The sequence below is a fragment of the Haloarchaeobius amylolyticus genome (assembly GCF_026616195.1).
Classification (GTDB): Archaea; Halobacteriota; Halobacteria; order Halobacteriales; family Natrialbaceae; genus Haloarchaeobius; species Haloarchaeobius amylolyticus.
On record NZ_JANHDH010000001.1, the window covers coordinates 1,608,166 to 1,620,451 of the forward strand.

General features: G+C 69.3%; 8 protein-coding genes. 5 read left to right on the forward strand and 3 right to left on the reverse strand.

The window, feature by feature from the left end:
- The first annotated feature begins 622 nt into the window (after positions 1 to 622).
- Complete coding sequence (locus NOV86_RS08340; protein WP_267640882.1) at positions 623 to 2,419, forward strand: site-2 protease family protein; 1,797 nt, start codon at positions 623 to 625, stop codon at positions 2,417 to 2,419.
- A 36-nt stretch (positions 2,420 to 2,455) separates the two neighbouring features.
- Here the strand turns inward: NOV86_RS08340 and NOV86_RS08345 are convergent, their stop codons facing one another.
- Positions 2,456 to 2,983 (reverse strand): PadR family transcriptional regulator, encoded by a 528-nt coding sequence (locus NOV86_RS08345; protein ID WP_267640883.1) that lies wholly within the window; start codon positions 2,981 to 2,983, stop codon positions 2,456 to 2,458.
- A gap of 115 nt (positions 2,984 to 3,098) precedes the next feature.
- Between NOV86_RS08345 and NOV86_RS08350 the strand changes: the two genes are divergently transcribed.
- Positions 3,099 to 4,649, forward strand: a complete 1,551-nt coding sequence (locus NOV86_RS08350; RefSeq protein WP_267640884.1) for a heme-binding protein — start codon at positions 3,099 to 3,101, stop codon at positions 4,647 to 4,649.
- A gap of 511 nt (positions 4,650 to 5,160) precedes the next feature.
- Here the strand turns inward: NOV86_RS08350 and NOV86_RS08355 are convergent.
- Entirely contained in the window at positions 5,161 to 6,213 is a 1,053-nt protein-coding gene (locus NOV86_RS08355; RefSeq protein ID WP_267640885.1) for an aldo/keto reductase, read from the reverse strand.
- A gap of 171 nt (positions 6,214 to 6,384) precedes the next feature.
- Here NOV86_RS08355 and NOV86_RS08360 point away from each other — a divergent pair, with 171 nt between their 5' ends.
- On the forward strand, positions 6,385 to 8,523 hold the full coding sequence (locus NOV86_RS08360; protein WP_267640886.1) for a GH32 C-terminal domain-containing protein: 2,139 nt from the start codon (positions 6,385 to 6,387) through the stop codon (positions 8,521 to 8,523).
- A 279-nt stretch (positions 8,524 to 8,802) separates the two neighbouring features.
- Here NOV86_RS08360 and NOV86_RS08365 read toward each other — a convergent pair whose 3' ends face one another.
- Positions 8,803 to 10,107: a glycoside hydrolase family 68 protein gene (locus NOV86_RS08365; RefSeq protein ID WP_267640887.1), complete on the reverse strand. Its 1,305-nt coding sequence runs from the start codon at positions 10,105 to 10,107 to the stop codon at positions 8,803 to 8,805.
- A gap of 157 nt (positions 10,108 to 10,264) precedes the next feature.
- On the opposite strand from NOV86_RS08365, the gene NOV86_RS08370 reads away from it, so the two are divergent.
- Positions 10,265 to 11,164 (forward strand): acyltransferase, encoded by a 900-nt coding sequence (locus tag NOV86_RS08370; protein ID WP_267640888.1) that lies wholly within the window; start codon positions 10,265 to 10,267, stop codon positions 11,162 to 11,164.
- A 35-nt stretch (positions 11,165 to 11,199) separates the two neighbouring features.
- Positions 11,200 to 12,285 carry a PQQ-dependent sugar dehydrogenase gene (locus NOV86_RS08375; protein ID WP_267640889.1) on the forward strand — a complete coding sequence of 362 codons (1,086 nt, stop codon included), beginning with the start codon at positions 11,200 to 11,202 and terminating at the stop codon, positions 12,283 to 12,285.
- Position 12,286 lies beyond the last annotated feature (1 nt).

Consider the following 12,286-nt stretch of genomic DNA (forward strand, 5'->3'; position numbering starts at 1 on the left):
CTGACTGTTTCTGCGGTTTCTCTTCGGTTCGCGTTTCTGGCGGTTGGCCGTGTCGGTGACGTGACCGTAGCTGGTGACGTGACCGTAGCTGGCGACGTGACCGTAGCTGGCGACGTGGGCTACTGGTGGCGACGTGGAGACGACTATCGCTGGCGTCGTGACCGCACCACACCCTCCCCAGCCGATTGCGGTACTCCCTCCGCTACGCTCCGGTCCGTTCCGCATCCCTCGCGCGGTATCACCGGTGGCCTCACTTCGTTCGGACCACCGACCGCACGCGCCTGGTGTCTGTCCCGCTGCTGGCGCCGATGCCTGAAAATCCTGCTGCTGCCGTCGATACCTGAAAGTACACCCCGGCGCGTGCTGGCGAGCGGGTCGAGTGAAACGAGGCCGCGAGCCGGCGTCACGCGAGGGATGAGGACCGCAGCGTAGCGAGGACCGCAGTCGGCCGGGGAGGCCGTGGTGCAGTCTCCATCTCCATCGGCGCGAGTCACTTGCTCGCCGCCACAGACTACCGAGCCACACAGCCCACTTCCCACCACCGCCGAAACCACCCACGAGAACACCACGTACCCTCCCCTAAACCAAACTCCTTTGCCCGTCCCTGCCCGAGTCATCGGTAATGGTCTCCACTCTGCAGTTGGTGTTCGCCGGCTTCGCCGTCTACTGGATGGCCGTGCTGGCGGTCAAGCGAGCGGGGTTCCTTCCCTCGTACGTCTCCACGCAGGGACCGATTCTCCTGGTCCATACGAAGCGTGGGCGGGACTTCCTCGACTGGGCCGCCGGGCCGCGGCGCTTCTGGCGGGCCTGGGCGAACGTCGGTGTGGGTATCGCACTCGTCGTGATGTTCGGGGCGTTCGTCTTCCTGCTGGATGCCGCGCTCTCGACCATCCAGAACCCGCCGCCGCCGACCGCGGTGAACCAGCCGAAGAACGTGCTGGTCATCCCCGGGGTGAACGACTTCCTGCCGCTGTCGGTGGCGCCGGAGATACTGTTCGGGCTCGCCGTCGGCCTCATCGTCCACGAGGGCGGCCACGGCCTGCTCTGCCGGGTCGAGAACATCGACATCGAGTCGATGGGTATCGGCCTGCTGGCCATCCTGCCCATCGCGGCGTTCGTCGAACCGAACGAGAAGGCCCGCCGGAAGGCGTCTCGCGGCGCCCAGACCCGGATGTTCGCCGCCGGCGTGACGAACAACTTCGCCATCACCATCGTCGCGTTCGCCCTGCTGTTCGGGCCGGTCGCGGGCTCCATCGCGGTCGCCGACGGGGCACTCGTCGGCGGTGTCGCACAGGGCTCGCCCGCCGCACAGGCCGGGCTGGACGGCGGCGACCGCGTCACCGCGGTCGACGGGACGGCGGTGCAGAACAACTCCCACTTCGTCGACCTGCTCGACGCGAGCAACTCGACGACCGTCGACATAACGGTCAACGGCGAGGAGACCCGGTCGCTCGAGCGCGCCGTCCTGGTGCAGCAGTCGCTGGTCGACGGACCGACCGGCCTCGACTCGGGCGCGACCATCCACTCGGTGAACGGGACGGACGTCCACACCGTCTCGGAGTTCCGGGAGGCCGTCGCCGCGACCCCCGGCCCGGTCGAACTCCGGGCCACCACGGCCGACGGTGAGAACGTGACGACCACCTTCGTCGCCGGCGCCTACGTCCGCGTCGCCGAGGACGGTGCCCTCGCCGCGGAAGGCCCCGAGCCCGAGACGAACCTCGTCGTCACGCAGTTCGCCGGCGAGCGCATCGTCACCTGGTCGGACCTCTCCGAGGCCATCGAGACGACCGAACCGGGCCAGCCCGTCGAGGTCGTCGCCTACGACGACGGCCAGCGGGCGGTCTACAACGTGACCATGGGTGGCAGCGGGAGCGACGCCCAGCTCGGCGTCTTCGCCGGCTCGTTCGGCACGACCGGGCTGGAGGTGACCGACCTCGGCGTGCAGTTCTACCCGGCCGACCGCTACCTCGCCATCCTCGGCGGGGGCGACCAGAGCAGCCTGAACGCGTTCGCCTCGTCGTTCTTCGGCAAGATGCTGTTCGTGCTCATCCTGCCGGTCGTCGGCGTGGTCTCCGGGGCCACCGGGGTACTCCCGTACAACTTCGCGGGCTTCACCGGCGAGATAAACAACTTCTTCGTCGCCACCGGGCCACTCGGGTTCCTCGGTGGGGGCCTGTTCCTGCTCGCGAACCTGCTGTTCTGGACCGGCTGGATCAACATCCAGCTCGGCTTCTTCAACTGCATCCCCGCGTTCCCGCTCGACGGCGGGCACATCCTGCGGACCTCGACCGAGGCCGTCATGTCCCGGCTGCCCATCCAGGCGACCCGCCGGCGCGTCCGGCTGGTCACGACGACCGTGGGGCTCACCATGCTGGTGAGCTTCCTCGTGCTCATCCTGGGGCCGCGGCTGCTGGCCTGACGGCTGCGAGAAGAGTCCGCCCGTTTTCCGGCTGCTTCAGTCCTCGTCTTCGTCGATGTCGTGTCGCTCGTAGAACTCCTCGGGCGTGTCCTCGATCCGGTCGAAGTCGTCGGCGAAGTAGTGCTCGTGGTGGCGGATCATCTGCTCGACGATCCAGCCCGAGAACTCGTCGTCGAAGCGCCACTCGCCCTCCATCTCGGGGACGTCGAAGCGCTCGTCGGTCGCGAAGGCCACGTAGACGTGGTAGAAACCGAGGATGACGTCGGCGAACTCGCGGGCCTTCGTCGCGCTGTCCTCCCGGCGGTCGGCGAGTTCCTCGCGGCCCGCGTCGGTCAGCTCGAAGTACTTGCGGTCGGGTTCGTCCTCGCGCTCGATACGCTCGGCCCAGCCCTTGTCCTCGAACTTGTAGAGGATAGGGTAGACCGAGCCGTAGGATGGCTCCCAGTGGCCGCCGCTGATGTCCCGAATCTCCTTGAGTATCTCGTACCCGTACCGCGGTTTCTCCTCCAGGAGTTCCAGCACGAGGTACGCGATGAGTCCTTTCGGCGGGCCGCTTTTCCGCATCGCGTGAGCCTTTCCCCGGTGGTAGTAATAGGGTTTCGATACACCCGAGCGATTGCCAGCACCTCGGAGAACGCGAACCAACACGTCCTTACTCTCGGTCTCCCAAGCCGACGACATGGAGCGACGCGAACCTCCGATGACGGAGGAGGGCTGGTACGCACTGCACGACTTCCGAACGGTCGACTGGGACGCGTGGCGCGACGCCCCCGAGCGCGAACGCGAACGCGCCCTGGCCGACGCCCGGTCGTTCTTCGACGCCCACGACGACCCGGAGACGGGCGGGACGGCCGTCTTCTCCATCGTCGGCCACAAGGCGGACCTGATGGTCCTGCACCTGCGCCCGTCGATGGCGGACCTCGACCGGCTCGAACGGAGCTTCGAGCAGACCGCGTTCGCGGGGTACACCGAGCAGTCCGGTTCGTACGTCTCCGTCACTGAGGCGTCTGGCTACACCGAGCGCGCCCGGGAGTACTTCGAGGGCGAGGTCGACGAGGACTCCGGGCTCGCGCAGTACATCCGGTCCCGGCTCCACCCGGACATCCCGGACATGGAGTACGTCTCGTTCTACCCGATGGACAAGCGTCGCACGGCCGAGGACAACTGGTACGACCTGCCCCACGAGGAGCGCGCCGAGCACATGGCGAGCCACGGCGACATCGGCCGCGATTACGCCGGGAAGGTCCAGCAGATGATCACCTCCAGCGTCGGCTTCGACGACCACGAGTGGGGCGTCACCCTCTGGTCGGACGACCCGACCGAGATCAAGGACCTGCTGTACGAGATGCGCTTCGACCCCTCGTCCAGCCGGTTCGCCGAGTTCGGCACGTTCTACTTCGGCCGCCGGTTCGAGGCGGCCGACCTCGGGGCCTTCATGGCCGGCGAGGCCGTGCCGGCCGAGGACGGGGCTCCCCACAGTGACTCCGCGGGGCACCCCCACGGCGCGTCCGACCACGGCGGCGCAGGGCACGCCCACGGGGGCGGTCACGGCCACGGTGAGGGTGACCACCCGCACAGCGGCGAGACACACGAGCACGGCCACGGCGACGAGGAGGGCCGCCCGCCGACGGACCACGGCGCCGACGTCCGCGAGGAACTCGAGGACCGCGGCGTCTACGGCGGCAAGCCACACGGCGAGGACGTGTACGCGGTCGTCCTCTACTCCGAGGCCGACACCGAGGAGCTGTTCGAGGAGGTCGAGGGACTGCGCAAGAACTTCGACCACTACGACTCCCACGTGAAGACCGCGGTGTACGAGGCCGAGGGCGACGCCCCGGCGGCCATCGCGAGCGTCTGGGAGACCGAGTCGGCGGCGGACACCGCCAGCGGCTTCCTCACCGACCTGCCCGGCATCGTCCGGCAGGCCGGCGACGACGCCGACAGCGACACCTGGGGCACGATGGGGATGTTCTACACCGTCAAGCCCGAGCATCGCGACGACTTCGTCGAGAAGTTCGGGACCGTCGGCGAGGTGCTCGAAGGCATGGACGGCCACATCCAGACCGACCTGCTGTCGAACCGCGAGAACGAGGACGACATGTTCATCGCCTCGCGCTGGGAGTCCAAGGACGACGCGATGGCGTTCTTCCGGTCGGACGCCTTCTCGGACACCGTCGACTGGGGCCGCGACGTGCTCGCGGACCGCCCGCGCCACGTCTTCCTGGCGTAGTCGGCCGCGTCGGTCGGAACCAGTTCTTTTGTCGGGGGAGAAGCCGTGAACAGCCCCGCTGCTCGTCGGGGGCCGAATCGGATGGGGGGAAAGGGAGCGTCGGGAATGGGGCGCCACGAACCCACCCGGGAGGGGCGGTCGTGGAACGGACGGTCGTAACGGACGGTCGTGGTCGTTCGTGCCCTCACCTGCCGGGGCCGCGGGGGGCTGCGGCCCGTCGGTGGCAGATGGCCCCGGCTGCCCGGTGTGGGGGGGTTGTCCGGGGCAACCGGGACGGTGCACCGCGTCGCACGAGAGTGCGATCGCGACCGATGCATTTCGACACGCTGTCGAGACCGGGGTCGCTCACGCGGTCGTGCGCCGACCGAGACGGATACCAGCGCACTCTGCCCCGTGTCCCGGTCGGTGGCGAACGTCGTTGCACACTCCTCGCGGGAACGGAAATCGCTCTCGCGAGAAGGGCATATATAAATAGTGCGTCCGAGGGTATAGCTAATCGGTCGTTTCGTATTTAAGCGACACGCTTGTCTATCCCGGCCGTTTCTATGTCCTCGCCGCCGACGGACGACCGGAGCACGTCCATCCCGTCGTCGCGGTCGACGCCGAAGCCGTCGGCGTAGAGCGACTGGACCTGCTGGAACTCCTCGTCGCTGAGCGGCGGCACGTCGCTGGCGGCGGCCCACTCGTCGATGTCCTCGCGGGTGCGGAACGTCGGCGTGACCGTCGCCACGGAATCGTGGTAGAGGAGCCACTGGAGGCTCGCCTGTGACATGGTGCGCTCGCCGTCGCGTTCGAGGAACCGGACCGCGTCGAGCTTGTCCCAGCCCGTCTCGTACCAGGCGTCGGGCCGGTACGAGCGGTGGTCGTCGTCGTCCAGTTCGGTGTCGCGGGTGACCTGCTCGTTCAGGACGCCCGAGGAGTGCGGGACGCGGGGGATGAGGCTCGTGTTCGAGCCGGTCTCCGCGATGGTCTCGAGGAAGTGGTTGCCGACCTCCTGTTCGAGCATGTTCCAGACGAGCTGGAGGGAGTCGAACTCCTCGGTGATGGCCCTGTCGCCCTCGGCCAGCCAGCCGATGGAGGGGCCGAGCGCCCAGCCGACGGCGTTCACGAGCCCTTCCTCCTTCAACTCGTCGAGGGTCTCCAGCACGTCCGCGTCGACCTCGTCGACGTTGGCGTTGTGGAGCTGGAGCACGTCGATGGTGTCGAAGCCGAGGCGGTCGAGGCTGCGCTCGGTTGCGGTGCGGATCCACTCGGGCGTGATCTCCTTGGGGAGTTCGCCGTGGCCGGCCTGCGGGTTGTTGTAGAAGTCGTAGCCGACCTTGGTCGCGACGACGACCTCGTCGCGTCGGTCGCCCAGCGCCTCGCCGATGAGCTCCTCGCTGCGGCCGTGCCCGTACACGTCGCCGGTGTCGAAGTAGTTGATACCCTGGTCGAGTGCGTACCGGACCATCTCCTTGGCCTGCTCCTCTGTGCGGTCGCCCCACCAGTCGGTGCCGACGACCCACGCGCCGAACCCGATTTCGGATACCTCGAGACCGGAGTCGCCGAGTTCGCGGTAATGCATATCCGGCCCTTGGGAACGGGATTACTTAGCGGGTGTGCTTCGTTCCCGACCCCTGAGAAGTGAGAGACGAGGAAGCCGTTCCTCGCGAATCGACGGCGGGCGCCGGGGGTCGCCCGCGACCGATGCCCGATAGGCAACGCTTTTCATTCGGTGCCGAGTTAAAACCTGCCAATGGACGGAATTCCGGTTCGCGTCGCGTGTCTCTACGTGGCCGAACTGACCAGCGAACAGCGGGCCGCCTACGACTGGTGCGCCGAGACGGCCGCCCGGGCGGACCGCATCTCGCTGGACGTGGTCGCCGACGGTGCCGTCGACCTCGCGGCGTACGACGCCGTCTGGTGGCACCGCGACAGCCCCCTCGACGGCGAGGACGTACAGGTCGCCGGCGAGCGATTGCGGGCCTACGTCGAGGACGGCGGCGGGCTCCTGCTCAGCCTGCGGGCCATGGAGGCCATCTCCCAGCTCGGCATCGACCCCGTCGCGCCCGACGCCGCCGGCGTCGAGGACATCACCGGCCGGGCCGGCGTGCTCCGGCGCTCGCTCCACGACGACCATCCGGCGTTCGAGACGTTCGATGGCCGCCGGGTCTTCACCCGCGCGCCCGACCGCGAGCAGGCGTTCGCCCGGTACGAGCGCGTCGTTCCCGAGGCGGGCGACGTGCTGGCGTGCTCGGTCAGGGGCGACGCCGACCTCGTCGGCCACCGCACCCTCGTCGAGTGGACGCCCGGCGCCGGCCGGGTCATCGGGGCCGGCTCGGCGCTCGGCTTCCGCGACCCCGGCGACTACGAGGACGCGATGCGCCACGAGCAGTTCGTGCGGAACCTGCTGGCCACGCTGGCCAGCGACCGCGTGCCCGACGTGACGGGACGCCCCGCCACGACCGAGGGCTTCACCCGCCTGCGCGAGCGACTCGCCGACGACCACCACCGCCCGGCGTACCACCTCTCGCCGCCGGCGAACTGGCTCAACGACCCGAACGGCCTCATCGAATACGACGGCGAGTACCACGTCTTCTACCAGTACAACCCGAGTGGCCCCTTCCACGGCTCCATCCACTGGGGCCACGCCGTCAGCGAGGACCTGGTCCACTGGCGCGACGAACCGGTCGCGCTGGCGCCCACACCCGGCGGCCCGGACCACGACGGCTGCTGGTCGGGCTGTGCGGTCGTCGACGAGGACGGCGTCCCGACCCTGCTCTACACGGGCGGCGAGGGCCACGTGCAGTTGCCGTGTCTCGCCACCAGCGACGACGGCCTGCGGTCGTGGACGAAACACCGCGGCAACCCCATCATCGAGGAGGCCCCGACCGACGTCGACATCCTCTCGACCGACGACTGGGAGGCCGAGTTCCGCGACCACTGCGTCTGGCGCGAGGACGGGTACTGGTACCAGCTCATCGGCTCCGGCGTCAGCGAAATCGGTGGCACCGCCCTGCTCTACCGCGGCACGAGCCTCCGGGAGTGGGAGTACGTCGGCCCGCTCCTGACCGGCGACGACGGCCACGGGACGGTCTGGGAGTGCCCGGAACTGCTCGACTTCGGCGAGAAGCAACTCCTGCACGTCTCGAACTACGACGAGGTCAGGTACTTCCTCGGCGAGGCCGACCTCTCGGAACCCGCGTTCACCGTCGAACACGAGGGTAAGCTCGACTACGGCGGCTTCTACGCCCCGCAGTCGCTCACCACGGGCGACGGCCGGGAACTCACCTTCGGCTGGCTCCCCGAGGCCCGCGGCATGGAGGCCCAGTGGGAGGCCGGCTGGTCCGGGCTCATGTCCCTCCCCCGCGAACTCGACATCGGCGAGGACGGCTGTCTCCGCCAGCGTCCCGCCGCCGAGGTGGCCTCCCTCCGCGGGCGCCACGCCGACTCGCGCGAACTCGGCCTCCCGACCGACGACCATCGCTGCCTCGACGTCGACGGGGGCGCGGCCGAACTCCGCCTCTCGGTCGACGTCACGCCGGGCGGCACCTTCGAACTGGGCGTCTGCGAGTCGCCCGCGCTCTCGGAACGGACCGCCATCCGGTACGACGGCGAGTCGGTCGTCGTCGACCGTGCCGAGAGCAGTCTCGACCCCGCCGCCGACTCCGGCGAACAGCACATGCCGGTCGACGGCGACGGGCAGGTCGACCTCCACGTCTTCGTCGACGGGAGCGTCGTCGAGATCTTCGCGAACGAGCATCGCTGCCTGACGAGCCGGGTGTACCCCACGAGAGCGGACGCGACCGGCGTCTCGGTCAGCGCCCGCGGCGGGCCGGTTGACGTGGACGTCGAGGCGTGGGAACTGGAGAGCGTCTGGCCCGCTGGGCGGTGAGAGCGGGGAGGACCGGCTGTTTTCTGGAGCGTCACGAACACGGTGGCGCGTGCCGTGCCGGATGTCGACCGTCAGTGAGCCCCCGGCACGGGGTCGCGCGAGGGACGACTGGAACGGAGCGACGCGGAGTGGAAGGAGTCGGCTGGGGAGGGCGTGGTGCGGTCACGACGCCAGCGCGAGTGAACTGCCCGGTGTCACTGCCGGCCAGTCGACAGCCCCCAGTCCCGGGTCAGCGATCATCGACAGCAACCCAGCGTCCGGGAACCCACGAACTCCACCTCAGCGATACAGGTACCCCGACTCCTCCGCGTCCCGGGTCCCGTACCGCTCCGCGAAGTCCGCCGGCGGTAAGTCCTCGTCCTCGGTCGGCAGGTGGCCGTGTTTCAGCACGCCGCGGAGCCACGTCTCGCCGTCGCCGAAGCCCAGCCGGACCGTCGGCGCGAGCGTCCCGCCGAAGCGACGCATCTGCTCGTCCTCGGGGAGCAGGGCCACGTCGTCCAGCGAGGGCCGGTCGAAGTCGTAGTAGTTGAAGAAGCTCGTCACGAGCAGCTCGTTCCGGTGCTTGTACACCATCCACGAGTACGCCTGGAACGGCGCGTTCTTCGGGTTCGTCAGCACCAGCCCGGAGTCGTTGAGGGGCTGGTAGTCCCCGCGCAGGTCGTCCGCGACGAAGCCGTAGAGGGCGTCGTACCCGGAGAGGCCGGGCGCGAACGTGTGGACGTGGCTCGCGGTGAACAGGTAGTACCGCCCGTCGTCGACCACGATGTGCGGGCGCTCCAGTTCCTGGTTGACGCCCACCGCGTCGAGCAGGGGCCCCTGGAGGGTCCAGTCGGTCGGGTCGCCCGAGGGCGAGTGCGCGATGCCGATGCTCCCGTTGAACTCCTGCTGGGCCGCGTCGCCGCCGCAGGCCGGTGAGCCCTCGGGGACGGGCGTGTTCGCCTCGAACAGGAGGTACGTCTCCCCGTCGGCGGGGTCCTCGAAGAACCACGGGTCCCGGAAGGTGTAGATCATCCCGCGGGACTGGTCCTCGGTCTCGTACCAGTCGCCGTCGGGCTCGGCGAGGATCTCGTGCTCCCACGGCCCCTGGAGGCTGAGGCCCTGCCCGCCCGTCTCGACCGTGCCGCCGGCGGCACAGGCCAGGCGCTGGGTGTAGGTCAGGTCCTCCTCGCCGGACTGCCCGGCCGCGGTGTAGTAGAGGTAGCAGGTGCCGTCGTCGTCCAGCAGCGCGGAGCCGGCCCACTGGCGCGAGCCGAAGGCGGCGTCGGGGTCGACCGCCACGCCGCCGCGGTACCACTCCTCGCCGTCCGTCGAGTAGAAGTACCGGATGGTCGCCACGTCGTGGCGCTTGCCGGGGAGCAACTCGGCGGGCGCGGAGAGACAGAAGATGACGCGGTAACCGCCGGGGGTGGCGATGCTGCCGTCGCGCTCGCGGAGCAGCCAGGTGTCCCAGACGTGGTAGTCGGGGTCGGTGTTCGTCTCCGGCGGGTAGATGACGGGGGCTGTCGCGTCGTCGCGCCGCGTGATACCGGCTGCGTGCTCGCGGGTCCAGGCGGGGGTGTCGGACCCGGGCGTCTCGTCGTGCATACAGCTACTACTCGACTCCGAGTGAATAGACGTACCCATTTGCGGCAGATGGTGCCTGGGGGTCGCCGTGACCGCAGGAAGCCGGCACGGCGTGCGCCCGGTGGTACAGGGTTCGCACAACCGAACCACCATAAGTCTCGGCGTCGAACGACCGTGCATGACGAAGCGACACGTCTCGTTGCCGGACAGCGCGGAGGCCGGCGTCCGTGCGTTCATCGAGGAGGTAGACCAGCGCCTCTCCTCCGACGAGAGCACCTGCAGCGTGGTCGAGGACGTGCTCGTGGACCTCCACGGCGACCGCGAGGCCTACGAGCGCTGGCAGAACGGCGAGGACGTCTCGCCCGCCGAGCAGGTCCGCCTGCAGGGGTACGACCCCTGTAACACCACGCTCGAGTCCGAGTACTACGCCGAGAAGGACGAGGAGGCCTTCGAGCGCTCGAAGCACCTCCAGTGGCTCTGGCGCCAGTTCGACGCGACACCGATGGCCGACAACGTCGAGTTCGCGCTGCGCTTCCGCCAGATGCTCGCCGAACACCTCTTCGACGAGGTCGGGGAGAACTGCCGCTTCTTCAAGGGCATCACCTTCACCTACGGGCACAACATCTCCATCGGCGACAACGTGGTCGTCCACGACGACGTCCACCTCGACGACCGCGGCAAGCTCACCATCGGCGACCGCTGTTCCATCTCCGACGGCGTCCACATCTACAGCCACGACCACGACGTCGTCGACCAGACCGCCGTCGAGAACTTCCACACCATCGTCGAGGACGACGTGCGCCTCACCTTCGACGTGATGGTCCGCGCCGGCTGCAAGGTCGGCGAGAACGCGGTCGTCGGCGCCCGCGGGGTCGTCCAGTCCGACATCCCCGCCCACCACATCGCGGTCGGCCAGCCCGCCAAGAGCGTGAAGGTCAAGCCCGGCTGGGAGGACGTGGCCGAGCCGGTCGACGAGGGCAACGTGAACCGCCAGGCCGAGCGCGAGATCCCCTACGACCTCCCCGAGGACCTCGACGTGTTCGACGAGTTCGAGCGGGACCTGTCGCCCCCGAAGTAACAGATTTTTACCCAGTCGGTCCGAACCGCGCGACCATGCGACGCCGCCGGTTCCTCGCCGCCACCGCCACCCTCCCCACCGTCGCCGGCGCGGGCTGTCTGGGCCCCGACGACGACGAGCGCACGCACACGACCACCGAGGAGCGCCCGCTCCGCCTCGAGCGCGTGCGGATGCGCCTGGACACGCCGTGGGGTGCCGCCTTCCACCCGCGCACCGGCGAACTCTACGTCACGGAACGCCCCGGCCGCATCCAGCAGGCGACCGGCCGCGACGCGGGACTGGTCCGCGACCTGACCGTCGAGACCGTCGAACGGGGCGAGACCGGCCTCCACGGGCTGGCGTTCGACCCCGCCGACCCGACCCGCGCGTTCGCGTTCCAGACCTACCAGCGCGCGTCCGGACTCTGGAACCGGGTCCTCGAACTCGCCGTCGACCGCGCCTTCGCCGTCTCCGGCGTCCTCTTCGACAGGATCCCCGCGGCCGAGGTCAACAACGGCGGCCGGCTCGCCATCGGCCCGGAGGACGCACTCTACGTGACCACCGGCGACGTGGGCGAGCCGGAGCGCGCCCGCGACACCGACTCGCTTGCCGGCAAGGTCCTCCGGCTCACCCGCGACGGTGACCCCCACCCCGACAACCCGTTCGACAACGCGGTGTACAGCTACGGCTTCCGGAACCCACTCGGCATCACGTTCGTCGACGGCGAGTGCTACGTCTGCGACCACGGCCCCGACGCGAACGACGAACTCAACCGGGTCGAACCGGGCGGCGACTACGGCTGGCCGGCCGTCGCCGGCCCCGCCCAGTCGAGCCAGTCCGTCGACCCGCTGGTGACCTGGGACGCCCGCATCTCGCCCGCGAGCCTGGCGTACTACCGGGGCGGCATCGAGCGCTGGCAGGATAGCTTCTTCGTCGGCGCGCTCACCGGCGAGCACCTGCGCCGGGTCGTCATCGACGGCGGCGAACCCGTCTCGCAGGGGTCCTTCTTCGGCGACCTCGGGCGCATCCGGACGACGTTCACCGGCCCGGACGGCCACCTCTACCTCACGACCAGCGACCAGGACGGGCAGGGCGACCCGGAGCCGACGGACGACGCCGTGTTCCGGGTGCTACCGCCGTAAG